Source organism: Sphingomonas natans, assembly GCF_030546695.1.
Lineage (GTDB): Bacteria > Pseudomonadota > Alphaproteobacteria > Sphingomonadales > Sphingomonadaceae > Sphingomonas_I > Sphingomonas_I natans.
Genome location: NZ_JAUOTP010000003.1, coordinates 79,498 through 102,382 on the forward strand (window position 1 = coordinate 79,498; position 22,885 = coordinate 102,382).

24 protein-coding genes are annotated in these 22,885 nt (G+C 60.4%); 15 read left to right on the forward strand and 9 right to left on the reverse strand.

Annotated elements, in window-relative coordinates:
- Positions 1 to 48 precede the first annotated feature (48 nt).
- On the reverse strand, positions 49 to 552 hold the full coding sequence (locus Q4F19_RS07215) for a lipocalin-like domain-containing protein (RefSeq protein WP_303541158.1): 504 nt from the start codon (positions 550 to 552) through the stop codon (positions 49 to 51).
- Between the two features lie 446 nt (positions 553 to 998).
- Here Q4F19_RS07215 and Q4F19_RS07220 point away from each other — a divergent pair, with 446 nt between their 5' ends.
- The 8 genes from Q4F19_RS07220 to Q4F19_RS07255 all read left to right on the forward strand — a co-directional run bounded on the left by Q4F19_RS07220 (position 999) and on the right by Q4F19_RS07255 (position 5,564).
- On the forward strand, positions 999 to 1,232 hold the full coding sequence (locus tag Q4F19_RS07220) for a type II toxin-antitoxin system Phd/YefM family antitoxin (RefSeq protein ID WP_303541160.1): 234 nt from the start codon (positions 999 to 1,001) through the stop codon (positions 1,230 to 1,232).
- A complete protein-coding gene (locus Q4F19_RS07225; RefSeq protein ID WP_303541162.1) occupies positions 1,229 to 1,687 on the forward strand; it encodes a PIN domain-containing protein in 459 nt (152 codons plus the stop codon). The genes Q4F19_RS07220 and Q4F19_RS07225 overlap by 4 nt, the downstream gene beginning before the upstream one ends.
- A 416-nt stretch (positions 1,688 to 2,103) precedes the next feature.
- Positions 2,104 to 3,075, forward strand: a complete 972-nt coding sequence (locus Q4F19_RS07230) for a manganese catalase family protein (protein WP_303541941.1) — start codon at positions 2,104 to 2,106, stop codon at positions 3,073 to 3,075.
- A 69-nt stretch (positions 3,076 to 3,144) separates the two neighbouring features.
- Positions 3,145 to 3,459, forward strand: a complete 315-nt coding sequence (locus Q4F19_RS07235) for a hypothetical protein (RefSeq protein ID WP_303541164.1) — start codon at positions 3,145 to 3,147, stop codon at positions 3,457 to 3,459.
- Positions 3,456 to 3,701, forward strand: a complete 246-nt coding sequence (locus Q4F19_RS07240; RefSeq protein ID WP_303541165.1) for a DUF6894 family protein — start codon at positions 3,456 to 3,458, stop codon at positions 3,699 to 3,701. Before Q4F19_RS07235 ends, Q4F19_RS07240 begins: the two co-directional genes overlap by 4 nt.
- Before the next feature lie 2 nt (positions 3,702 to 3,703).
- Positions 3,704 to 4,423 (forward strand): Crp/Fnr family transcriptional regulator, encoded by a 720-nt coding sequence (locus tag Q4F19_RS07245; RefSeq protein ID WP_303541166.1) that lies wholly within the window; start codon positions 3,704 to 3,706, stop codon positions 4,421 to 4,423.
- A 395-nt stretch (positions 4,424 to 4,818) separates the two neighbouring features.
- Positions 4,819 to 5,145: an HU family DNA-binding protein gene (locus tag Q4F19_RS07250; RefSeq protein ID WP_303541168.1), complete on the forward strand. Its 327-nt coding sequence runs from the start codon at positions 4,819 to 4,821 to the stop codon at positions 5,143 to 5,145.
- 191 nt (positions 5,146 to 5,336) lie between these two features.
- Positions 5,337 to 5,564: a hypothetical protein gene (locus Q4F19_RS07255; RefSeq protein WP_303541170.1), complete on the forward strand. Its 228-nt coding sequence runs from the start codon at positions 5,337 to 5,339 to the stop codon at positions 5,562 to 5,564.
- Positions 5,565 to 6,775: 1,211 nt separating this feature from the next.
- Here the strand turns inward: Q4F19_RS07255 and Q4F19_RS07260 are convergent.
- Entirely contained in the window at positions 6,776 to 7,018 is a 243-nt protein-coding gene (locus Q4F19_RS07260; protein WP_303541172.1) for a hypothetical protein, read from the reverse strand.
- A 251-nt stretch (positions 7,019 to 7,269) separates the two neighbouring features.
- On the opposite strand from Q4F19_RS07260, the gene Q4F19_RS07265 reads away from it, so the two are divergent.
- The gene (locus Q4F19_RS07265) at positions 7,270 to 7,446 is read left to right on the forward strand and encodes a hypothetical protein (RefSeq protein WP_303541174.1); all 177 of its coding nucleotides are present in this window, start codon (positions 7,270 to 7,272) and stop codon (positions 7,444 to 7,446) included.
- A 49-nt stretch (positions 7,447 to 7,495) separates the two neighbouring features.
- Here the strand turns inward: Q4F19_RS07265 and Q4F19_RS07270 are convergent, their stop codons facing one another.
- Positions 7,496 to 7,774 carry a hypothetical protein gene (locus Q4F19_RS07270; RefSeq protein WP_303541176.1) on the reverse strand — a complete coding sequence of 93 codons (279 nt, stop codon included), beginning with the start codon at positions 7,772 to 7,774 and terminating at the stop codon, positions 7,496 to 7,498.
- Between the two features lie 113 nt (positions 7,775 to 7,887).
- Between Q4F19_RS07270 and Q4F19_RS07275 the strand changes: the two genes are divergently transcribed.
- Positions 7,888 to 8,127, forward strand: a complete 240-nt coding sequence (locus Q4F19_RS07275) for a CsbD family protein (protein WP_303541177.1) — start codon at positions 7,888 to 7,890, stop codon at positions 8,125 to 8,127.
- A gap of 53 nt (positions 8,128 to 8,180) precedes the next feature.
- A complete protein-coding gene (locus tag Q4F19_RS07280) occupies positions 8,181 to 8,570 on the forward strand; it encodes a PRC-barrel domain-containing protein (protein ID WP_303541179.1) in 390 nt (129 codons plus the stop codon).
- 243 nt (positions 8,571 to 8,813) lie between these two features.
- Here Q4F19_RS07280 and Q4F19_RS07285 read toward each other — a convergent pair whose 3' ends face one another.
- From Q4F19_RS07285 to Q4F19_RS07300, 4 genes are all read right to left on the reverse strand, one after another.
- Positions 8,814 to 9,854 carry a patatin-like phospholipase family protein gene (locus Q4F19_RS07285; protein WP_303541182.1) on the reverse strand — a complete coding sequence of 347 codons (1,041 nt, stop codon included), beginning with the start codon at positions 9,852 to 9,854 and terminating at the stop codon, positions 8,814 to 8,816.
- A gap of 211 nt (positions 9,855 to 10,065) precedes the next feature.
- Complete coding sequence (locus Q4F19_RS07290) at positions 10,066 to 11,241, reverse strand: zinc-dependent alcohol dehydrogenase (protein ID WP_303541184.1); 1,176 nt, start codon at positions 11,239 to 11,241, stop codon at positions 10,066 to 10,068.
- 797 nt (positions 11,242 to 12,038) lie between these two features.
- Positions 12,039 to 12,821, reverse strand: coding sequence for a formate/nitrite transporter family protein (locus tag Q4F19_RS07295; RefSeq protein ID WP_303541185.1), 783 nt, complete (start codon positions 12,819 to 12,821; stop codon positions 12,039 to 12,041).
- Between the two features lie 660 nt (positions 12,822 to 13,481).
- Entirely contained in the window at positions 13,482 to 13,790 is a 309-nt protein-coding gene (locus Q4F19_RS07300; RefSeq protein WP_303541186.1) for a hypothetical protein, read from the reverse strand.
- Between the two features lie 175 nt (positions 13,791 to 13,965).
- On the opposite strand from Q4F19_RS07300, the gene Q4F19_RS07305 reads away from it, so the two are divergent.
- Together Q4F19_RS07305 and Q4F19_RS07310 are read left to right on the forward strand one after the other, a co-directional pair.
- The gene (locus Q4F19_RS07305) at positions 13,966 to 14,688 is read left to right on the forward strand and encodes a Crp/Fnr family transcriptional regulator (protein WP_303541188.1); all 723 of its coding nucleotides are present in this window, start codon (positions 13,966 to 13,968) and stop codon (positions 14,686 to 14,688) included.
- A gap of 715 nt (positions 14,689 to 15,403) precedes the next feature.
- Complete coding sequence (locus tag Q4F19_RS07310) at positions 15,404 to 15,823, forward strand: hypothetical protein (RefSeq protein WP_303541190.1); 420 nt, start codon at positions 15,404 to 15,406, stop codon at positions 15,821 to 15,823.
- Between the two features lie 291 nt (positions 15,824 to 16,114).
- On the opposite strand, the gene katG is transcribed toward Q4F19_RS07310, so the two are convergent.
- Both katG and Q4F19_RS07320 read right to left on the reverse strand, forming a co-directional pair.
- The gene (gene katG, locus Q4F19_RS07315; protein WP_303541192.1) at positions 16,115 to 18,358 is read right to left on the reverse strand and encodes a catalase/peroxidase HPI; all 2,244 of its coding nucleotides are present in this window, start codon (positions 18,356 to 18,358) and stop codon (positions 16,115 to 16,117) included.
- Positions 18,359 to 18,501: 143 nt separating this feature from the next.
- Positions 18,502 to 19,197, reverse strand: coding sequence for an alpha/beta hydrolase (locus Q4F19_RS07320; protein WP_303541194.1), 696 nt, complete (start codon positions 19,195 to 19,197; stop codon positions 18,502 to 18,504).
- 317 nt (positions 19,198 to 19,514) lie between these two features.
- On the opposite strand from Q4F19_RS07320, the gene Q4F19_RS07325 reads away from it, so the two are divergent.
- Positions 19,515 to 21,227: an FAD-dependent oxidoreductase gene (locus Q4F19_RS07325; RefSeq protein WP_303541196.1), complete on the forward strand. Its 1,713-nt coding sequence runs from the start codon at positions 19,515 to 19,517 to the stop codon at positions 21,225 to 21,227.
- Entirely contained in the window at positions 21,224 to 22,783 is a 1,560-nt protein-coding gene (locus Q4F19_RS07330; protein ID WP_303541197.1) for a carbohydrate porin, read from the forward strand. The genes Q4F19_RS07325 and Q4F19_RS07330 overlap by 4 nt, the downstream gene beginning before the upstream one ends.
- Positions 22,784 to 22,885 lie beyond the last annotated feature (102 nt).

Here is a 22,885-nt window from a genome sequence, read left to right on the forward strand (position 1 = left end):
ACGCCTGCCGGGCGCAAATCAAAAGCGACATCAATGCCGAGGGCGAGACTAACGCACGCGATGGAGCTCGCGATAATAGTGCGTTCCGTCCTTCAAATCATCCGCTTCAATAATCAACGTATCACCCGAAAGCTTGTACGGTCGTATCTGGTCTGTATTGGTGTAAGTCGTATCTAACGCGCCTTCTACCTCATGATGAATAAGGTGATTGACCTTGTCCACACGGTAGGTCCCAAAGTAGCTGACGAAAGCGCCATATGCCTGCGTTTTCTCAGCGTCGGTTGGTTTCTTGCTATCTGCGGCGAACGCCGGCAGCGGCGGATCGCGCATGATCTGAACGCTGAGGTGGCCCGTCTTGTCGTACATGAAGTACCCGCGTGGATGGGCGCCGTAAGGCGTCTTCACCGCTCCATCCTTCGACATATTCTCAAAACGGACGAGGCGCCACGTGCCGACCAACCCCCATTCATCCACGGGCGCGGCATGATCCGTTTGCGTTACCGCATGCTGCGAAGCGAAAACCGGGGGCATGATCGTCAGTGACGTCAGCACGAGCGCTCTAAAGAACAATGTATTTCCCAACCGATAGAGCCATAAGTCAGTTTGGTTCAGTCGACCGATGTCCGCAAGCGGGCGCGAGACGCCCGGCGGGTCCGTGGCAGGGAGAGTTGCGGACCCCCCAGATCCCCACGGCAAAGACGATATAACGAGCTTGCGCCCCCTGCCGCCAAAGCGATGGGACATTCGTCCATCGATGCTGCACTCGATGTACGCCGCCCCTGGAATGACGGACGATTTCTCGCCCGAAGAGCATTCAAGCCGCCGCCTTCTACCGCCGGCGACGATTGGAACGACGTCTGGCGTCGCCGATCGCGCGTGGGAAGACCGAGGGCGTTGAAGAGCGCTTCAGTCCCTTGGACGGGCGCGTGATTGTCTAAGCGCCCTCGACAAAACCGGACATCTCACTATCTAGGTGTTACCACTAGAAAGGTTTGACGATGGACCGGGCGATCAGTGCCAGCGACGCCAATCAGCGTTTCTCCGAGATGCTCCGCGAGGTGCAGGAAGGCGAAACCTTCGTCGTGACGTCGCGCGGTCGGCCCGTCGCCAAAGTGTCACCGATCGACGATCTCGATCGGCAGGATCCCGCGCTCGACGCGCTGCTCGACTTTGTTGCGACCCTTCCCCGCCGCCATGGAAAGGCGTGGCGACGCGAGGATCTTTACGAGTGACCCGGATCGCGTTCGACACGAACGTCCTCGCTTATCTAGCCGGCGTCGACCGTCATCCCGACGACGGCGCCAAGATCGACGCCAGCCGAACGCTTCTTAAGCGCCTACGCGGCCGCGCCGTGCTCGTGGCCCCACTTCAAGTGCTGGGCGAGCTTTTTGTCGTGCTGACGCGCTCAGGCGCGACGCGTGATGAAGCCCGCGATACCGTGCTGCGTATGACAGAGGCCTTCGGGACGGCCGACAGCAATGCCTCCGCCTTCCTATCGGCGCTCGATCTCGCGGCTGCGCACAAGTTTCAATTCTGGGATGCGCTGATTTGCAACGCCGCTGCCGAAGCCAGTTGCGGCTTGCTGCTGTCTGAGGACATGTCGCTGGGCTTTGCGTGGCGCGGTGTGATCATCGTCAATCCTTTTGCGCCAGAGCCAGACGCGCGGTTGACCAGCCTCTTGGCCTGATCTCGGGCCATTCACAAAGACAGGAATGGAAGCGTCGAGGGACGGCTCAAGCACGGGCTCAATAAATTTTATGCTTGGGCGTCGCGCGCTTCTTTGAGTCGCCGACGACACGATTAACGTGCCCCCCCCCCCCGCGATCGGAACGATTACTAGCAGCTCTATTTTCCCTGCTCGAGGCGCCAGCATCCGGTGCGTATTTGCATATGCGGAGGCGCGCGCGACGCAGATCGACCTCGATAAGAGCCGGTCTTCCGACCAGCCGCATGACTCCCTCCATTCTGAGGCGCCAATCCACACCGCCACCACGATGGCACAAATATAAAACCAATAATCTATGTTCATTTATGATCAGACCGGGGAACGTCGATTAACGCGACCGGTTTCAATCGCTCCTACCGGAGAATTTCCTAATGTTTATGCACAATAAGCGTCTGCAATATACCGTGAGGGTTAGTGAGACAAATCCGCGTCTCGCCACTATGATGCTTGAGCAGTTCGGTGGCGCAGACGGTGAGCTTGCAGCCGCAATGCGCTATTTCACTCAAGGACTCGGCGAGGACGATGCCGGTCGCAAGGATATGCTGCTAGACATCGCGACCGAGGAGTTGAGCCATCTCGAAGTGATCGGGTCGATCATCGCGATGCTCAACAAGGGCGTGAAGGCGCAGCTGGCCGAAGGCCAGATGGAAGAAGTCGAACTTTACCGTACGTTCGGAACATCAGGCGTGAGCGCGAAGGAGGCTCTCTTGTTCGGTGGTGGACCTGCGCTGATTGATTCCGCCGGGGTTCCCTGGACCGCCGCATATATCGACAGCCGCTCGGAGCCGACGGCGGACCTTCGTTCGAACATTGCAGCCGAAAGCCGCGCGAAGATCGTTTATGAGCGCCTGATCAACATCACCGATGATCCAGGCATCAAGGAAGCGCTTGGCTTCCTGATGACGCGCGAAATTGCGCATCAGAAATCCTTCGAGAAGGCGCTTTACGCGATCGAGGACAACTTTCCGTCGGGCAAGCTGCCCGGTGTCGCAAAATACGCCAATATCTACGTCAACACGTCGCAGGGAGAAGGTGACACGAACGGACCGTGGAACGCTGGCGGTCAATGGGATCGGATCGACGACCTTACGCAGACGATGCCGATTGATGGCGGCGATGGCACGGCCAGCGTCGGGTTGAGTTCGGCGGAGGAGGTCGCGGCAGCCAAGTTGGCTGCGCGAACCGCATCAAATCCCGCTTCGAACCCAAGGACGGGCGTTGATCTGGGCGCAGGCCCCGGCGCCGGCCGTACCACGGATGCTGATCTGGGTGGTGCCGAAGACATTGCATCCGCGCCGGCCTTTGCCGAGGCGAACCCGCCGGCGTCCGTGGACACCCTGACGACCTAACCCTCTCAAGCCCGGCGAGGTCGTATAAGCCGCGCCGGGCTGACTGTCCGTGGTCAGGGAGGCGACGAAATGAAACACGCGCGTATAGGCAGCGCCATCGATATTGAGATTGGCAAATCGGTTTACGGCTCGCGCAGCCGGTTGCTCCTGTCGCTCATCGCGCTCCTGGCGATGGGCAGCGCATCGCTAATGGGCGACGAACCGGACATCGGGTCTTCGATCATGATCCTATTCGTGAGCGGCACTGCCTTGTTGGCTGCATCATCTCCCAAATCGACAAGAGCCTCGACCGATGCCAGCTTGGAACGACTGCTCGTTCGTCCGACAAAAGTGGCGCACGAAGAGCGCTCGCCGACACCGGGCGTGGCCCGATATCAACGATGAGATACTATCTCACCATCTACAACGGCATAGGAATGGTTGAGGACGAAGAAGGTCGTGATTTCGCTAGCCTTGCCGAGGCAAAAGCCGCCGCGATAGATGGCATTCGGTCCTTGATCAGCGAAGAAGCCCGACAGGGAACGGTGGACCTTACCGGGCGGATAGAGGTTCTAGACTCTCTTGGAAAACTGCTGTGTCTCGTGCGCTACGAGGAGGCGATTGACCTGCGGCTTTCGAAGGGGTGACGATGCTCGATATCCATCTGCGCAAGTTACGCGCACGAGACGAAATCAGCGCGCCTGAAGAGGCCGCAATTCGGGCGGCCGCGTGCCCCGAGATCAGACTGCCCGCCGACACGATCGCGATCCGCAAAGGCGAAGAGCTCGCGGCGAGCACGCTGCTCCTCGAAGGGATGATGTGCCGTTTCAAAGATCTACGCAACGGCGAGCGCCAGATCACCGAATTGCATGTCGCCGGCGATTTTGTGGATTTGCACAGCTTTTCGCTCAAGCGCCTCGATCACTCGATATTGACGCTGACCGAGTGTCGCATCGCGACGGTCCCGCATGCAAAACTGTCGGCTATCACCGAACAGCATCCCCACCTTACCCGGGTATATTGGTTTCAAACTAACCTCGATGCCGCTATTCACCGGGAGTGGGAGCTTTCGCTGGGCCGACGGACCGCTATAGCCAAGCTCGCAGCCTTGTTTTGCGAACTCCGCATTCGCCTCGGAATCGTTGGCTTAGCCGAAGAGGCCGCATATTCCCTCCCACTTACCCAACTCGATTTAGCGGAATGCCTGGGGCTGACCCAGATCCACGTCAACCGAACGCTAAAGGAACTTCGCGAACGGAAACTCGTCGAGTTTCGCAGTGGTCGGGTGCGGATCGCCGATCTGGCAGGGCTGGCCGCCGTAGCAGAGTTTGATCCGGCCTACCTCTATCTCGAACGTCGGAAGCGGTAATTCGGGCGTGGCGTCATGCCGAACGAACGCGAATGCTATGTCACGCTTCAGATCGCTGAACCGGCGCTGGGCACTGCTATCGGCCAACGCGCCGTGTGCCACTGCTCATGAGGCATTAGGACAGGCGTAGAAATGCATTGTGACCCGCGACCGCTGATCGCGGGGGCGAGGTTTCTCGCGGCGAGATGCTCGCTGCTTCGAACCTTCGACGCGCTGATCTCCACAGACCGCGGCGGGCGACAGATCGCCCAGGGCGTTGGGCCGGGGACGACGGCGCTTCGCTGGATCGCAGTGCATGAAGCGCTGGGGCTCATCGTGCCGACGCCAAATCCGACGATCCCGCAGCTCGCCGGCGAGGCTACCTCGTAAGAGCTTCGGTTCTGCACGACTTTCCTTTGACAGACGCCGCAGCGCGGGGCTTATTCGCTCCAACAAAAGATGATGGGCGGATGAACAAGCAAGATTTGATCCGCGCAGTGGCGGAACAGACGGGGTTTGACCGGAGCGATGCGGCTCGGCTTGTTGAGGCTATCCTCGGCAAGATCAGCCAGACCTTGGCTTCCGGCAGCGAAGTCCGGCTAGCCAGATTCGGAAGGTTTTACGTCGGGGAGCGGAAGGCCTCCTTAGGGCGCAATCCACGTACCGGCGCGCCTTTGAACATCAGCACGATCCGGCGCCCCAAGTTTCGACCTGCGCAGGGGCTGAAGGGCTTGATCAAGTAGAATGCTCGGCCTCATGCGTACGGTGCTAGGTGGGGTCAAATGGCGGCCCACGCCGGAGAACTCTCTCTCGATATGGCATTTTACCTGCGCAGCGAATATCGCCCAACCGCCGCTCTAGTTCATGGTTTCGCGCTCTGCTTCACAGACGCGCGGTGCTTGTCATTGCAGCAGCGACGACACAGGATGTGAGTATGAAAGCCGCTGCGCTCGAAACGCTACTCGTCGAAATGCTGGTCGGCGCGACGGGGGGAAAATATGCGAAGTGGGTCCGCGCGGTGGGGGTGGTGGAAGTGCTGCCGATTACGAAGCACCCGCAGTCGAACTGGCGCGTGATCCCCGTCGGAACGGCCGATGAGAAAACCGCAGTGGAGAAGGCGGCTGAACTCGTTCGAGAACATCATCCATATGCGGAAGCGTGAAGCCCAGCGGTGAGGCTAGTCACGCATCATCTGGTGGCGTGGGTTAAGACAGTCTTCACCTACAATGTTCGACCGAGCAGGCGCGCTATCGGAACAACGCTGGTGGCAGAGCGTATCCAGAATAGTGGGAAAAACTGCCAATATTCCTCTTTGTTTTGAGCTCTGCGAGGCTTTGGCCGCCCGGCTTGCCGCTATGTCGGAGGCCAACGTCGCTGGAAGACACGAAGAAGCCGATCGTCACATGAAGGTCGCGCTGAAGCTGATTGCGGAAATTCGAGCCCGACGCACTTCGCTCCAACGGAGGTTGACGAGCTCAGGCCGATAGGAGCCCCGCCTGACGGGGGGTGGCGACGGGGCTCTAGCGAAATCGCAGGGGGAGGCGTGTATCTCGCTCAGCTAAAACGATGTTCTGCCCATGTCGTTCCTGGTGGTCGATAGAAGTTGTCCTGCGCCCGTAAGTAAGCGAGCATGAACCGTTTTCAAAAGAGAGATGGGCGCTGCATCATCGACATGCGATCCAGGCGTCGATGACCGAGAGACATACGCGCACTCCGCTTGCGTAGCACGAGCAACGTCTTGCTCATCAACGAAAACGACTACAGCCTTGGACCCCGCGCGTTCCTGAGGCCCACGGTCAGGCTGCGCGTCTTTGTGCCGGACGCGACCTTAGCCGCCTTGACCCAGGCAGCGGCGCTCACGCCCCTCGGGCTCTTGAAGCCGTGCAGACGGCGAAGGAGGTGAAAGTCGAGGTCGCCGATTGCACGGCGAACGCGCCAAATCATGCGGCACTCGTTGGCGCTCCGTACCGCGATCCAGCGGAGGCTGGGGCACGATCTCCTGTCTTTTAAGGCGCCGTCTTTCGGGTAGGTTGGGATTATGCTCCTTACAACTGCGGCGCAGCATCCGCGGCGTGCGCTGATCCTTTTCGCCGGTAGCTGTCACCCGCCAATTGTATTTGGAGTGCGGCGTCATCGGGGGGGTATTGATCATGGCCGATGCTGGCACGCCAAGCCCAGGACTCGCCGCCGGCTCCGCCGACAAGTATGCCGAGCAGCAGATCCCTCTCGGTCGGCCGTGGTCACGCGTAAGGAATGGCGCTGTCGAGCGGTGTGGCAATACTGCCCTCTCGCGATCGGCAGTGGTGTCACCGGCGGATCGCCGCGTAGAATGCAGATGGACGTGTTGCGCATCATGCCTCGTGCGCCAGGTGTTTACGATAAGCCGTGCATAGAAGATCGCACGGACAATGTCTTACCCAAGGCCCCGTGGGCGACTTGGCCAGTATCCGGATTGATTGATGCGGCGCGCCGCGTGCCCTGCCAAATTTCAACATAGCCAGGATGATCCTGGCGGATGGCCTCGGCGACAGCCGAGGCATCATTGTCGCCGGAATAGTTTTCTGCCCGCAATATGCGGCCATCCGGATCCAAGAAATAGAGGCGGAAGTGATGCATCCCCATGCTCCCACTCTTCGAGGCGAACATGCCACGGTGCATGTCCTGTCTCTGGCGCCTCAGCCCCGGCCAGCGATGTTTCGCTCTACCGCCCGCTCGCCATGTCAATCTTGATCTACGTCGAGATAGGAACGCTTTTTTTGGATGAAGGGTGATGATGCGGCGTATCTCGTTGGCTGCAATTTAATCTGGTCGACCGGGGCCTTCCTCTCATTCCCGCTCGTTCAAGAAGACCTGATGGAGAAATCGCAATGATCCCGGATCCCGAGCTTGAGAAGCAGCTGACTGACGACATCGCGCTCGAAGCCGCCACCGAAGGTGGGGAGCTTCCGACCGACGTTGAAGCGATTGAAGACGACGACGCTGCCGATTTGGAAGAAGTCCAGGACGAAGCCCCCGAAGAGCGCACAGAGGGTGGCGTCCAGTGAACACGGAGGTGAAGCCACCGACCTGCTGAACGGCAGGACGGTAGCCCGGTTACAGGAGCACGGTGTGAGCGACGATCGTCTGATCAATCCTGAGCAAGGAGCGGCGCGGCCGCGCGGAGAAACTGAGGCCCCGGCACCGGTTGGCGACGCTCGGTTCGCTTTGTCTGTCGCAACCGACGGCGGGCAGAACCGCGGTCGCCGCGCCGGGGTCACGAAGAACGGCGAGGTCGTCGGTAGCGGCGCTGGGGCTGGCGGCGGCGGCGGGGTCGAAGATTTCGACAGCGATCCGGCGGCGGGCGATGGAAGGCCGGAGTTGCCAGTTCAGCATGGCACCGAGGCCGAGCCTGAGAATAGCAACACCTGAGCCGTTACGGGTCTTATCGCGCCCCGGATGGTTAGAGCAGGGACCCGGCGCGTCCGTCGCGGTCCGAAAGGGTCATCATGAATAGCGACACATATATCGGCACAAGCAAGAACGTGACCGGTCAGATCAAAGAGGTTACCGGCAAGGCGATCGGTGATGAGCAAATGCAGGGCTCCGGGATCGCCGACCAATTTTCCGGAAATATCCAGAATGCGTATGGCAAAGCGCGCGACTTTGCCCGCGATCGTCCCTTAGCAACGGCCGCGGTCGCTGGAATAATCGGCTTAGCGATCCTCAACACGCTGCGCGGCAATTAGAAGGTGCGTCGCCGCCATTGACGGCGGCGCCCGAGTTCAACAGGGACCAGTTCATGGATACGATCGACAGCGAGACCATCCAAGCATCGGAGACAGGTTCTTTGATCGCGTCGAGCAAAGTCGAGGGAACCCGCGTGTTTGACGCGGCAGGTTCGAAGTTGGGCACCGTCCGCAATTTCATGGTCGATAAGCGTTCCGGTCAAGTCGCGTATGTCGTCATATCGACCGGCGGGTTCCTTGGGCTCGGCCAGGCCTATCACCCGTTGCCGTGGTCGGCTTTGCGCTACGAAGACGGCAAAGGGGGATATGTCGTCGAGGTCGCGAGCGACATGCTCTCCGGCGGTCCGAGTTTTCGGCCCGACACAGCGCCCATTTTCGATGACGCCTACGGCGCACGGATCGACGAATATTATCGTCCGCCCGCCGGTACGATTTCGCTCTAACGTCGTACGTGACAGCGACCATCAGGGGCTGACGTTCATAAGCTGCAGGCGCCGCGCCGTTATGTTGGCTTCCTCCGCAATCCTTCCCGCGCGATCGATTGCTTGCGCTAGGATCGATGGTTTGCTCAAGCCTCCGATTTCGGTTCGGCTTCGCTCACAATAAGTCTGCCAGCAAATTCCCGAGCAGGGCCATGAGGTGCCCCCAATCGTGTTGAGCAAAGAAGGGGATCAGCTCTGACCAGCTTAGGCGACCATTTCTTTCTGCGTACGTCCATCGAACATGGCAATCCCCGTTTTTCTGATCGGCAGCGCGAACCGGCCGAGCCCATCGATCAGGCGTTCCATCTCTGCTTTACCGGCATCCCAGCGGTCTCCGACCGACCGGGGCGAGAAATCCATCGCCTTACCGGATATTTCTGTGTCGGGCGCCTCGTAGGCCAATCGCAGGAAGGAGATGCCTGGCAGGTTTTCACCCTGACGCCTTTGATAGTGATCTTTCCACCTTGTCATCGACCGGTGTGACTGAGTCGCGAACAGGAGGTCTTGCATCCGGGTTGCCGCGTCACCGAGCGTCCGCGGCCGCCTCCCCGCAAGCGGCAGCAGGTCGATAGCGATGCAAAGCGTGGGAATGGCTGGCGGCGACGCGAAAAACGGATCGACCGGAAGGTTTGCGGAGAGCCCGCCGTCCGCAAGCCAGCGGCCATCTATCTCGACGGGCGGAAACGCCACCGGCAGTGCTGCGCTTGCGCGGACATGTTGAGGCCCGAGAACGTCCCGATCGGTATCGAACAGCACGTCCTCACCGCTCTCTATATCCACAGAGGTCGCCGTGAAGCGGACATTGCCCCTGTTCAGACGCTCGAAATCGACCAGTGTGTCCAGATTCGAAACCATTTGGCTTGTTTCAAAGATTGCAGGCGTGCCCGCCCCGGACAAGATCGGCCCAAACACCCCCAAACGACCGGCCGTCATTGTCCAATGCGCGGCGGCCGATCGCCTCAAGATTTCTATCGTCCTGCCCAGGTGTCGGGAAGGCAGAGGTTGGCGGCCCCGCCTTGGCCGCCAGAGATCCGCTAGCTTGGCCAAGCGCGCCGCCGGATCGTTGCCGGCAATGATTGCACCGTTCATCGCACCGGCGGAAGCGCCGATGACCCAATCGGGCTCGAGCCCGGCCTCATTCAGCGCTTCATAGGCGCCCGCCTGAAAGGCACCCAGGGCGTTCCCGCCGCTGAGGATGAGAACGAAATTGAAATCGCGTCGCTCGCGAGCGAACTCGATCGCCATCTTAGCTCTCACACCAATGAAAGTCCGCGGTAAGTCGGCAGAGGTTCGCAACGGCAAACTTTCCGGGGATTGCGAAAAGGTCGTCGGTCGTCTGGCCTTGTGCTTCAAAAGACGTGAGCCGTCCTAGCCCTAAGGCGCCGGCTGGCTGCTCGCGAGCGCCCATCCTCTGCCGAGGCCGGTGCGCTTCGAACTATTGCGCACCGGCTTCAATTCAACCGTGTGGCCGCATCACTACCTTGATGACACCGTCTTCCTTATCCCGAAACTTTCGGTACATTTCCGGCGCATCTTCCAGGCTTGCCGGGTGCGTGATCACGAAGCTCGGGTCGATATCGCCCGCCTCGATCCGCGCGAGCAATTCCTTCGTATAGGCCTGCACATGCGTCTGGCCAGTCTTGATCGTCAGGCCCTTGTTCATCATCGCGCCGATCGGGATTTTGTCACCCATGCCGATATAGACGCCCGGGATCGAAACCGTCCCGCCCATGCGGCAGCTCATGATCGCCTGGCGCAGAACATGGACGCGATCTGTTGCAAGGAAGGTCGCCGCCTTGAGCTTGTCGAGAACGGCATCGGCTCCGCCATGGCCAGACGCCTCGGCTCCGACCGCATCGATGCAGCTGTCGGGACCGCGTCCTTTGGTGCGGAACTGGAGCTCATCATAGACGTCGACCTGACTGAAATCGATCGTCTCGGCGCCGCCCGCCTCGGCCATCGCCAGACGCTCTGGGACCTCGTCGATCGCGATCACGCGGCCTGCGCCAAGCATCAGCGCCGAACGGATCGCGAACTGACCGACTGGCCCGCAGCCCCAGACAGCCACCGTATCGCCGGGCTCGATCTGCGCATTCTCCGCCGCCATATAGCCCGTCGGGAAGATGTCCGAGAGAAACAATGCCTGCTCGTCGGTGACGTTGTCGGGCACCTTGATCGGACCGAAGTCGGCCATTGGCACGCGCAGATATTCTGCCTGCCCGCCGCAATAGCCGCCGAGCATGTGGCTGAAACCAAACAGGCCCGCCGGCGAATGGCCCATCGCCTTGATAGCCAGCTCGGAGTTGGGATTGGTCCGCTCGCATGCCGAGTAAAGGCCCTTCTTGCAAAACCAGCAGTCGCCGCAGCTGATCGTGAAGGGGACGACCACGCGGTCACCGATCTTGAGGTTGGTCACTTCGGAGCCGAGCGCGACCACCTCGCCCATATTTTCATGACCGAGAATGTCGCCTGCTTCCATCGTCGGCTGATAGCCATCGAGAAGATGCAGATCGGAACCGCAGATCGCGCAGGCGGTCACCTTGATGATCGCGTCGCGGGGATGTTTGATTTCCGGATCGGCGACGGTGTCGACGCGCACGTCGCCTTTACCGTGCCAGCAGAGAGCGCGCATGAAGTCCTCCTGTGAGGGATGTGCAAGCCGAACAGGTGGGGGAGCGACATGTTCCTCGTGAAATCAAAACCTTGTTCTCGGTTTTTGGCAGAGCAACCTATGTGCTTGCAACAGCGCAACGACCCGGAACCGGACATTCCGCCTGTGCTTGTGGTTCCAACTTCGGCCGCTCATTCGCGTGCCTACGATCGATCTCGGCCATCGCGATCAAGCGTACAATCCTTGCGAAGTGGCAGGGTTATTAGGGTCGCTTTCGGCGGTAAGCGGTGCGACACCATCGCTCATCCCGCCAAATTCGGAATAAGCCGTGCCGACCGATATGCACGCGAGCGCCGCACATATCGCCCGCGGCGCCGATCAGCACGGTCTGCAGCGTTGCCTGCGCTCGAGCTGAAAACCCATAGCGCCGCGCGTGGGTCGATATGCCAGTCCGCGGCGTGCTGCCACATCCTTGAGCCCATCGGCGGTGTCAGCGGATCGGTGATCTCACGGGTGCCGCCGGGTGGGGGCGCTTAGCGCATCACGCGGCCGACGAGGGCTATACCCGGCTCGTCATTCGGCTTCGGATCGTGCGATACTTGAGCACGAAGGCAATGCCGCGATCCGCAAGCCGGGGCGCGACTTCAAAACCCTCGCTATCCATCGAAAAGGACAAAAAAACGCACCGCCGGGTGCGATGATCACGGTAGCGCCGGTTGCACCGCTGGCGGCGACGAAAACCGCCGTGACCGCACAGCTACGTCCCATTTCCCGGCGTCTTGGAAGTCAACGGGCAGGGCAGTGTCCCTAAGACGCGATCACCCTTCCGGTTGGATTTCTCCCCTAACCTGCCCGTGCGCAAGTAACGCGAATAGCCCTGTACCCCCGACGATATTGCCGAGCAACGAGGGCAGTATCAGCCCGCAAGTTGCGTCGTAGAACGTCGTCTCATGCGCCAACCAAAGCAACCAAGCCTCTCCCGAGCCGGCAACGACGTGGCTGAAGCCGCCGAGCGCGATGACGTAGGTCATCAAAACGATCACCCAGAACTCGCTACCGCGAGCGTTGGGCAGGATCCACGCGATTGCGGCAACAAGAAACCCCGCTGGCATTCCCATCAGGAACGTCGTGGCTCCATCATGGCCGAGGATTGGCCGCGAGATTACCAGCGCTGCGTGCAGATGTTCGGCATCGACAATGATCTGGTACGCCACCAACACCGCGACAAGCAGTGTCCCCGCCATATTGGCAATGAATACCGCAGCCCATAGCCGCAATAGCCTTGCGAGGTTTCGTTTCGTGGGGTGAGTGGCTAGCGGCAAGACAGCCGTGACCGTATTTTCGGTAAAAAGCTGGAGGTTCCCCATTATGACAATCACAAAGCCGACTGAGTAGCCCAGCGACCAAACCAACTTCGCCCAAGGGGCGTCGGGCAGTCGCGAGTGCAGAAATGCCTCGGCCAGGATAGATGCGCTAATCGCGACACCTGCGGCAAAGCCAGAGAATAGCAGGGAGGGCAGTGGACGACCGAGTTCCTCGTCGCCCTGGAGCCTTATGACTTCGTGAACGACCTTGGGGGATCCCGCTTTTCGTTCGAACACGGAGTCAGCCTCCGTGTTGGAAAGACCGGACGAAGGCTCGGACTCACGCTCAGCAAGATGCCCGTCAGCTCCCACACCACCCCCAATGCTCGTGCTCGATCACTGTTTATCCTGCGCGTGCCGTCTCGCTTGAGGCCGCTGCCCGTTCTTCAAATGTCGAAATAATACTCCCGACCTTATTCCAGGGGAGCGAAAGAGGCTCCGCACTTGAAACCGGCCGGAGACGGTAATGCAAGACATGCAGCGCTACCCGCGCCGAGTTTGCTGACCAGGCGCTTTCCAGCGCGTTGTGCATCTCAGCCCTCTCAGCATCCCATCGCTGGAGAATTGCTGTGGTGGCGGACGAGGCCGGCTCTCTGCTCATGGGCCGTTTATGATACGCAATCACGCAGACACCTCATCCTAGGTTAACATTGCGGGCAAATCTTTCGTAGGAACGCGTGTCGGGCTATGGCCGACGCGTTTCGTCCGCGGCACGGTGAGAGACTCGGCGACGGTTTAGCAGTAGGCGATTAACGGCGGGCCGCTGCCCTCGCCTCCCCAAACATCCCATTTTGCGGGTGTGACGACTGGGATAGCCGTCCACCAGATCCTGGCTTCAGCGCACCTGATATAGCAGCGCGGTCTCTGGATGATTGAGCGTCATCAATTTCATAGGGATTAAATCACCAAGGGCTTCGATCTTTCGTCACCCGCGAGATCAATCGATAAAGTTGCACGAATAGCATCCAATATCGTGAGCGTTTGGATCTCAGCAGCGGATTCACCGACATCTGCTGCAATCTCCCGTTTCGCGTCGCCGGCAATGTCTACGATTTCGATCGCTTCCGCAAAGCTTAGCACGCGGCGGGCGATCAAACTATGAATGAGGCTCTCCACCAACAGGATCGCTGCTTCCCCGTGAGGATCTTCGATCCGCCGCCGACCATCTAAACTGCGGTGATTGTCGTTGGAGATGAACTCCGACATATTTTCAAGACTCCGCCCAGACAGACACGCCCCAGCCCCAGCCGCCGGGGCGAGAAATAGGGCACGACGATCCGGCTATCTTACCGAATACCGCCAGCTGGACATTCAACGAAATTAACAATCGGCATTAACTTTGGACAATTTTAGGAACTTGCCGAGTGTGAGATACCGGCTTATGAACAATCGTTTCCTCACCAAGCTGCGCAATTTTGGGGAACTTGGGGAAGCGGGCGAGGCCGCCCTCACAAAGGCGACGGCGATGCCGCGCAAAGTGGCCGCCAGATCCGATCTCATCCGAGAAGGCGACCGGCCCGGCCCTGTGTTCGTCATGCTCGACGGGTGGGCGTTTCGTTATAAGATCATGCCCGGCGGTACGCGACAGGTGTTGGCGTTTTTGATGCCCGGAGACTGCTGCGATCTCCATATCGGGTTATTGGCGGAGATGGACCATAGCATCCAGACCGTGACCCCGGCGCTCGTTGCCAAAATCGACCGGGTCGAGATGAATGCGATCCTCGATGCTCACCGCCCCGTGGCCAGGGCGATGTATATTGCGCAGCTCGTGGACGAAGGGACAATGCGAGCCTGGATCGCCAGTATGGGGCGACGGTCCAGCGTCGAGCGCGTTGCCCATTTGATGTGCGAACTTTACCTAAGAGCGCGCAATATCGGCCTAACGTCGGAGGGCCCTTTTGCTCTGCCGATGTCTCAGATTGTGTTGGCGGACGCGCTGGGCATGACGCCTGTTCACATCAATCGCGTCTTCAAGGAATTGCGGCTCGCCGATGCCATGACCCTCAAGCGAGGCAGCCTGATGATCACCGATCCGTCGAAATTGGCCAAGATTGCGGGGTTTGATGAAAATTTCCTGCACCGGCGGCTTCGTCAGACACGCTAGCGCCATAGGGCTTAATCCGAGCGCCTTCTTGCTCGGTTGCTTCCGCATCGGCGGGAACGAGAGGGCCGACGAATCGTTGGAATAAATCAAATAAGGACCTTTGCCATGCAACCCTATCTCTGGATATGGCTATTGGGTGCACCATTCGTGGTAGCGCTTGCCGATCTCGTCACCACTCGGGCCGTAAGAGGCGGGCGAGTCTGATACCTGGCGCCGGTTTCACTTTCCAAAGCCGCCGAGCCATAATAGCTCGGATGCGTTCCTAACCTTCGAAGCCTTCCACTCCGCCGCGCTCGTTGACGGGTCAAGGGTTAGATAGCTCGGGCAGCCGCACGAGCGTACCAGTCGGCGTTCCCCCTTCACGGCCGGGCATGGTCACAGGCCGGCTAGCATCTTTAAAAATCGCTCCGTCGCATGTGCACAGACGGCGAAATGTTCGTCGTTATCGTCCATCTTAATACCTCAAAGAGACGAGTGACACCGTCCGGGTCACCCTCCCCCGCTCCCGATGCTCGGCTGTCGCAACCGTTGGCTCGCCGGATCCAAGCTGTAGGCAATAGCGGCGCAATAGAATTGGTGCTGGTTGGCTCCCATCATAACGCCTAATTGAAACGACCCAAAGTCAGGCACTCATAAGAGAGCTCGGTTCTTGACCCAATTCGCGCGCCGCTTTCATATTTGAAGGAGTTAAAGCTGCTGCAGGGCCCACAATATTTTGCGGCTCAATGCCAACAAAATTCGCTTTGTATCCGACGGCGCGCTGATCGATCTGGCGTGGTTCGGACAATATGAGGAAATGCCGGTACGCTCTGCCTTTCTAAAGGTCGTACAGGTTCGGGATCCCGCTATTAGCGAGCGCATATCAGCGGATTACTCGGTCGGCATGACTTGGGGATATCATGAGGAACAGCGGTATCTCCTCGACCTTATTCGGGCTCGCCTATCCTTTCCAACCCTGCTTGATCGCGTCATTGCTTGGCAGCGTAAGTGGCGGGCAGACGCTATGGTGATCGAAGGAGCATGTATCGGCATATCGCTTCGGCAAACCGTCAAACGCGCCGACGTTATGGATATGGTGCTCGCTCTTACCTCGAGGGGATCTAAGGAAGAACGCCTAGCGGGCCGTTCCGCTTAGCTCGCTACCGGGGACTATCTGCTTCCGACGGCAGCCGCCTGGCTTTATGATCTCAAGCGGGAGCTAGTCGTATTCCCGGACTGCACCCACGACGATCAAGTCGACGCGTTGTCGCTATTCCTCGACTTCGCGTTCGGCCACCACCGGTGGCTACAGATTAGATTTGACGCCCGAGCGCGCCCGCTCAGTCGGCCCTCGCGACCGAACCGCCACAGGCGACACGGACCGAGTGCCATGGGCTAGAGACGACCACAGCAGGCTGCCGCGACCGCATGTTCCCGGCCGAAACGCTTAGTCGAGGTCGAAGCGGTCCGCGTTCATGACTTTGGTCCAGGCAGCGACGAAATCATTTAGGAATTTGTCTTTGGCATCCACAGCTGCATAGACCTCCGACACGGCACGGAGCTGCGAGTTTGAACCGAAGACGAGGTCGGTCCGCGAAGCGGTCCAAAGTGCGTCACCGCTGTCCCTGTCGGTGCCTTGGAACTCCTCGTCACTCTCGTCGCTGATGCGCTTCCAAGCCGTTCGCATGTCGAGCAGATTGACAAAGAAGTCATTGGTCAGCGTTCCCGGCCGGTCCGTGAGGACGCCGCATGGCGAGTCCTCATGCACAACGCCGATCACCCGCAATCCGCCGACAAGCACAGTCATCTCTGGGATGCTGAGCCCGAGGAGCTGCGCGCGGTCGATCAACAACTCCTCCGTCGGCACGTTGAACGGCACTTGAAGGTAATTCCGGAAGCCGTCCGCCCGCGGTTCGAGGACCGCAAAGCTCGCGATGTCCGTTTGCTCCTGCGTGGCGTCTACCCGACCTGGAGCGAAGGGCACCTCCAATTCATGGCCGGCCGCCTTTGCGGCCCGTTCGATGCCCACCGAACCGCCAAGCACGATCAGATCGGCGATCGCAACACGTTTGCCCCCAGAGGGGCCCTCTGGACTGCTTTTAGACTCGAAGCAGGTCTGGACCTGTTCATAGGCCGACAGCACGCGTCTAAGCCTTGCCGGTTCGTTGACATCCCATCCGTTCTGGGGTGCCAGGCGGATGCGCGCGCCGTTCGCGCCTCCCCGTTTATCGGAATGTCGAAAAGTTACAGCTGATGCCCAGGCCGTGCCGACCAGTTCCGTTATCGACAGGCCGGAATCCGCGATGCTGGCCTTGAGGTCCGCCAGATCCCAGGCGTCGATCCGAATGGGCCCGGCTTTCGGAAGCGGATCCTGCCAGATCAGATCCTCCTCCGGGACGTCGGGTCCGAGATACCTGCCCCTCGGGCCCATGTCGCGGTGCGTCAGCTTGAACCAAGCGCGTGCGAATGCATCGGCGAAAAAGGCTGGATCGCTGCGGTAGCGCTCCATGATCTCTCGGTAGGAGGGGTCGACCTTCATCGCCATGTCGGCCGTAGTCATCATCGTAGGAACCTTGACGCCGGGCGAATGCGCCTTCGGGGCCAAAGTCTGGGCGGGATTGCCGATCGGCTGCCACTGCTTCGCACCAGCCGGGCTCCGGATCAGCTCGTATTCGTGATCCAGCAGCATGTCGAAGTAAGTCATGTCCCACGTGGTAGGCGTTGGCGTCCAAGAGCCTTCGATGCCGCTCGTAATCGTATGGTCGCCTACGCCGCTCTCATGCCCCGACTGCCAACCGAGGCCCATCTGCGCGACGTCGGCGCCTTCGGGTGCCGCGCCGATTTTCGATGCATCCCCCGCGCCGTGCGACTTGCCGAAGGTGTGTCCGCCGGCCGTCAGGGCCACGGTCTCCTCGTCGTTCATTCCCATCCGCGCAAACGTCTGACGAATGTCACGGGCTGATTGGAGGGCTTCGGGCCTGCCACCGGGCCCTTCAGGATTGACGTAGATGAGGCCCATCTGGATCGCGGCGAGTGGCTCCTCGAGCGCCCGCCCCGCCTCATCGTCGATACGCGTCTTGCTTTCGGGATCGCCGACCCACTGCTCTTCTGTGCCCCAGTATATGTCGCGCTGCGGCTCGAACGTGTCCGCGCGTCCGCCTCCGAAACCGAAGATGGGACCCCCCATCGACTCGATCGCGACGTTTCCCGCCATAATGAACAGATCGGCCCAGCTGAGCTTCGCCCCATACTTGCGCTTGATCGGCCAGAGCAGACGGCGCGCCTTATCCAAATTCCCGTTGTCAGGCCACGAGTTGAGCGGCGCGAACCGCTGCGAGCCGGACGACGAACCACCCCGACCGTCACCCGTCCGGTATGTGCCGGCCGAGTGCCAAGCCATGCGAATGAAGAATGGTCCGTAATGCCCATAGTCTGCGGGCCACCACGGCTGGCTGTCCGTCATCAGGGCCAAAAGGTCGGTCTTGACCCCTTGGTAGTCGAGTGATCGGAAAGCCTGTCGATAGTCGAAGTCTGGAAGGAACGGGCTTGGTGAAACACCGCCCTGCGTCAGAATGTCGAGCGATAGGGCGTTAGGCCACCAGTCCCTGTTGGTGCGACCGAGCAGAGCTCTCATCGCCTGCGGCACCTTGTCCGGATCGCTTAGCGGGCTCCCCTTCGTGATGGCGTCCATGCAAATTCTCCGTCGGTCGATGTGCGGCGAGAATGCCGCTGCGGGGCGAGCGAGGCTTGTAGGATCGTGCCGTGATCAAACGACGTTGATCATCATGGCAGCGTTCGTCAGGGATAATTCGTGGTTCTGGCGGGCGATGCGGTTCAGGCGTCGACGTGAGCCACAGCGTCGAGGATCACGGCCGCAACCTTCTGAGGCTGGGAAAGAATCGACAGACGGCTCGCCTCAAGCTCGACCGTCGTCGCGCCCATCCGGGTGGCGAGAGCGCGCTCGAGTTCCACGCTGACGATGCGATCATCCGTGGAAACGACATACCAGCATGGCCGGCTTGCCCACGCTGCCTCCGTGATCTCCTCGCCGAAAGTGCTCGCCGGAAGCGGCGGCTGGAGCACAGCGAGAACGCGCGTCTCCGCCTCTGGCAGGTCTTGGGCGACGTCATGCGCCCAAGCCTCGACGCTGAGCTTCAGATTGCTGGCCCCATCATGCCTCAGTTGGGCAAGGCCCGGAGGTGCAGCGTGAGCCTGGACGAGTTCGCCCACCGTCTCGCCAGCCTTTGGCGCGAAAGCGGCTACGTAGACCAGCGCCTTAACCTTCGGATCGTTACCGGCCTCCGTGATCACGGCACCACCCCAGCTAAGGCCCACGAGCACGACGGGACCCTCTATCGCACTTATAGCCAACCGGGTTGCCGCGACATCGTCAGCGAGGGAAGTGGTCGGATTCTGAACGGCGACGACCGGGATTCCGTTGTCCAGAAGAATTGGAATGACCCGCTGCCAGCTGGAGCCGTCAGCCCAAGCGCCGTGGACCAAAACGGCGGTAGGCGATGACAAAAACATGACCTGGCCTCATTCCTAGGAACTATCGTCGCCCGATAAGGGCACTCCGAGCAGATTTATTGTCGCATTAAGCCCTTTCTTGTCTTCGAATGACGGGACGGAGGCAGTTCGCTCGTATGAGCGCTGACCGTGAACAAGCGGGGCGGTCCGCTCCATCGGCAGCGCCGACCCGAAAGGGTGTTGCCAGTCAGCCTGGTCCGACAATTCGCGCACATCGCGTCCAATAAACGCCAGCACCGCTACTTTAGCACTTCGCCGCACAAATTCCGGCGACATTCCTCTCGCGCCGGTCAACGCTGTAGTCCCGCGGAGGTTTGATGATCATCGATCTTGAGAAGGCGAGTGAAAACATCACGCTTCATACAGAGATCTGCATCGTCGGATCAGGCGCCGCTGGCCAGACGATCGCGCGCCGTCTGCTTACGCTGGGTCACGAGGTCACTTTGCTCGAAAGCGGCGGGACCGATTACGAACTGGGAACAGCGGGTCTTAACGACGGAAAGATCGTCGGGCAGGCATACTACCCCCTCCGAGACGCGCGCCTCCGCTTCTTCGGCGGGACCACCGCCATTTGGGGAGGTCGCTGCGCCGAACTCGAACCGATCGATCTGGAGAAGCGCGAGTGGATCCCCCATTCCGGCTGGCCTCTCGGTTGGCGCGAAATCCGTGACTATTACGAGGAGGCGCGGCCGTTGTTCGGGCAGCCGAACTGGCGGCCCGACATCAGCGACATGGTGGGCGCCGGGCTTACGATGCCTCCTTTCGACGAAGCACTCCTAACGACCCCCCTCTGGACGTTCGACACGAGCCTCAACCGATTTACTATAGGCCGTGCCGACGACATCGCCTCCCATCCGCGAGCCAGGATCGTCCTCCACGCCAACGTCACCAGACTACAGGCTAACTTGGAGGCAAGCTCCGTCCGTCGATTGATCGCGCGAACCATCGGAGGACGCCGCCTCGTCGTGCATGCCCGCGCAATCGTGCTTGCCGCAGGCGGCATAGAAACGCCACGACTGCTGTTGGCGTCACGGACAGAGATGCCGGGCGGGTTGGGCAATGGACACGATTTGGTCGGGCGCTTCTTCATGGAGCACCCGCACGCCCGCGGGGGGCGGATCGTGGGCGGCGCGGCGTGGCGGATGCTCAAGCTCTTCGCGCGTCGACATCGCATCGAGGGCCAGGACATGGCTGCGATGATCGCCACAAGCCCGGCGCTGCAGCGCAAGCAGGGTCTTCTGAACTCCTCGCTCACGATCGTGGCCCGGCAACCCGAGGATGCGAGGAAATCTTTGGGGATGCGTATCTATGACGGGATGAAACACGACATTCCACCCAACCGCGCGGGACGAGCCCTGTGGATGGGCGCCAAGAACTTCGCTTCCTCGGTCCAGCGCCATGTTGATCCCGCTCGGCCCTGGGCTCTGTATAAGATGGGGCGTCTCGAGCTTTCGCTGCTGGTCCGCGCCGAACAAGCGCCGAACCGGGACAGTCGGATCACCATGACGCGCGACGTCGATGTCGTCGGGATGCCGCGCGTCCAGCTAGACTGGCGCCTGACGGAGCTGGACAAGCGAAGCGTGATCGGACTGGTCGATGCGCTCGGTTCAGAGCTCCGTCGTCTTGGTCTGGGCCATGTCGAACGGGCGGAATGGCTAGATGATCCAAGACGTATTTGGCACAGCGACCCCCTCGTCTCGTCGCACCCGCTAGGTGGTTATCACCACATCGGGACGACCCGGATGTCTTCCGATCCGCGCACGGGAGTCGTTGATCCGCACGGTCGTGTGCACGGCATCGCGAATCTCTACATCGTAGGATCGTCGACGTTCCCCACCTCCGGATGGGCGAACCCTACCGTCACGATCGCCGCCTTGGCCTTGAGGACAGGGGATCGGATCTCCGCCTCCTTGAAGCACCGCGAACAGCATCATCCAAGGCTTCAGGCCGCTTCGACCCGTTCGTCAGCTGGGGACAACCTTGGCCAACGCCCGATCGCACCTCGAATGATGGCCGGCGGTGCCTCATGAATAATACGAAGCTCGTCCAAAAAGGCGTCTCGTGGCGACAATCCTCACAGCAATACCGGTGGCAGGCCACGCAGATCATCCCTTCGACCCGGAATGTCTCGTTGAACCGACACCTCACCCATACGGTCGCCCCACCGCTCGTTCTTGATGGCGCCGGGGACGCCTTCGCAGTAGATCGCATGACACCGCGATTGCCCTGTCGCCGTCGGGCACAGTCAGCCATTTTAGTTCTCTCGGCATCGCTCTTGATAGGATGGAGCGGGACTGCTCTTGCTCAAAGCCGCGACGTTGTTCCCGATGCGAATCCCGACAGTTTGGCTGCAGATACGCAGGAACACGCGAGCGCGCCGCCGACGCTGACAGGCGAGTGGGGAGGCCTGCGGACCCGAATCAGGGACGCTGGCGTCGATTTGAACGCGTCCTACGTCAGCGAATTGGCGACGAACATCAGCGGGGGAGCGCGCAAGGACGCTACCGAGACGGGTCAGCTCGCGTTCGGCGCCGCGATCGACACAGAGAAGCTGTTCGGCCTGCGTGGTGGCTTGGTCCAGGCAAGCATCACCTATCGGCGCGGTCACAATCTCACGGATCGAGCCGGATTGGGACTGCTCCAGCAGGTTCAGGAAGTCTACGGACGTGGACAGACCTGGCGACTGACGCGTCTGTGGTATCAACAGAGCCTCGGCGGCGGGGTCGATGTGAAGCTCGGGCGCATCCCTGGTGGGGGCGAGTTCAATGCCTTCTCGTGCGACTTCATGAATCTCAGCTTGTGCGGAGCGCCGGCGGGCAACCTCGCGGGTGACTACTGGTATAATTGGCCGATCAGCCAGTGGGGCGTGAGGCTCCGCATGAAGAAAACGCGCTGGTATGCGCAGGCCGGCGTCTACGAACAGAACCCGCGCAACCTCAACAACAGGTTCATCGTTGGTTACTTCCATGGCGCCAAAGGCGCACTCGTGCCAATGGAAGTGGGCTACACGCCTCGGCTCGCCGCTGGCCTGCCGGGCATCTATCGGCTTGGCGCCTGGTATAATACCGCCAACGCCAACGACCTTCTGCTCGACGGGTCGCACCGCCCCTATGCCGTTACCGGACTGGCGCCATTGCGGCGGGACGGGCGCTACGGGGCCTATGTCATGCTCCAGCAGCAGATCACCGGAGCCGCGAAGCTCGACGCCAACGGCCAACCTAGCACCATCAAGGGACTCACGCTGTTTCTGAACATCACCCAGACTGACCGCCGGACGCAGCGGACGGACAACCAGATTTCAACCGGGCTATTCCTGACCGGTGCGATCGCCTTCCGCCCCCACGACGACATCGGGCTGGGTTTCGCGAGAACCAACGTAAACGGCCGTGCCGACCGCTCGGAAGGTCTCTCAGACCCGGGAACGCCGAGAGCGAAAGCAGAGTATGCCGGGGAATTCTTCTACAGTGTTCATCTCGCTCCTTGGCTGATCCTGCGCCCCAACTTCCAATACGTCCTTAACCCTGGCGGGCGGGCGGCACTACCGGACGTGGTCGTGCTCGGGCTCAAAAGCGCGATCACCTTCTGATGTTGTTTTCATCAAAATCATCGAGCGTGCAAAGTACGACCTTGGTCAAAAGCAGCTTCCCCTTCAGGCCGCACCCCTCCCCGGCCTGATCTGGCGTCGGGA

Bases quoted from the DNA above. Each gene is read 5' to 3' on its own strand.
- Q4F19_RS07220 (WP_303541160.1), top strand. From the start codon at position 999: ATGGACCGGGCGATCAGTGCCAGCGACGCCAATCAGCGTTTCTCCGAG.
- Q4F19_RS07230 (WP_303541941.1), top strand. From the start codon at position 2,104: ATGCACAATAAGCGTCTGCAATATACCGTGAGGGTTAGTGAGACAAAT.
- Q4F19_RS07235 (WP_303541164.1), top strand. From the start codon at position 3,145: ATGAAACACGCGCGTATAGGCAGCGCCATCGATATTGAGATTGGCAAA.
- Q4F19_RS07240 (WP_303541165.1), top strand. From the start codon at position 3,456: ATGAGATACTATCTCACCATCTACAACGGCATAGGAATGGTTGAGGAC.
- Q4F19_RS07245 (WP_303541166.1), top strand. From the start codon at position 3,704: ATGCTCGATATCCATCTGCGCAAGTTACGCGCACGAGACGAAATCAGC.
- Q4F19_RS07255 (WP_303541170.1), top strand. From the start codon at position 5,337: ATGAAAGCCGCTGCGCTCGAAACGCTACTCGTCGAAATGCTGGTCGGC.
- Q4F19_RS07260 (WP_303541172.1), bottom strand. From the start codon at position 7,018: ATGCATCACTTCCGCCTCTATTTCTTGGATCCGGATGGCCGCATATTG.
- Q4F19_RS07265 (WP_303541174.1), top strand. From the start codon at position 7,270: ATGATCCCGGATCCCGAGCTTGAGAAGCAGCTGACTGACGACATCGCG.
- Q4F19_RS07270 (WP_303541176.1), bottom strand. From the start codon at position 7,774: ATGCTGAACTGGCAACTCCGGCCTTCCATCGCCCGCCGCCGGATCGCT.
- Q4F19_RS07275 (WP_303541177.1), top strand. From the start codon at position 7,888: ATGAATAGCGACACATATATCGGCACAAGCAAGAACGTGACCGGTCAG.
- Q4F19_RS07280 (WP_303541179.1), top strand. From the start codon at position 8,181: ATGGATACGATCGACAGCGAGACCATCCAAGCATCGGAGACAGGTTCT.
- Q4F19_RS07285 (WP_303541182.1), bottom strand. From the start codon at position 9,854: ATGGCGATCGAGTTCGCTCGCGAGCGACGCGATTTCAATTTCGTTCTC.
- Q4F19_RS07290 (WP_303541184.1), bottom strand. From the start codon at position 11,241: ATGCGCGCTCTCTGCTGGCACGGTAAAGGCGACGTGCGCGTCGACACC.
- Q4F19_RS07300 (WP_303541186.1), bottom strand. From the start codon at position 13,790: ATGTCGGAGTTCATCTCCAACGACAATCACCGCAGTTTAGATGGTCGG.
- Q4F19_RS07305 (WP_303541188.1), top strand. From the start codon at position 13,966: ATGAACAATCGTTTCCTCACCAAGCTGCGCAATTTTGGGGAACTTGGG.
- katG (WP_303541192.1), bottom strand. From the start codon at position 18,358: ATGGACGCCATCACGAAGGGGAGCCCGCTAAGCGATCCGGACAAGGTG.
- Q4F19_RS07320 (WP_303541194.1), bottom strand. From the start codon at position 19,197: ATGTTTTTGTCATCGCCTACCGCCGTTTTGGTCCACGGCGCTTGGGCT.
- Q4F19_RS07325 (WP_303541196.1), top strand. From the start codon at position 19,515: ATGATCATCGATCTTGAGAAGGCGAGTGAAAACATCACGCTTCATACA.
- Q4F19_RS07330 (WP_303541197.1), top strand. From the start codon at position 21,224: ATGAATAATACGAAGCTCGTCCAAAAAGGCGTCTCGTGGCGACAATCC.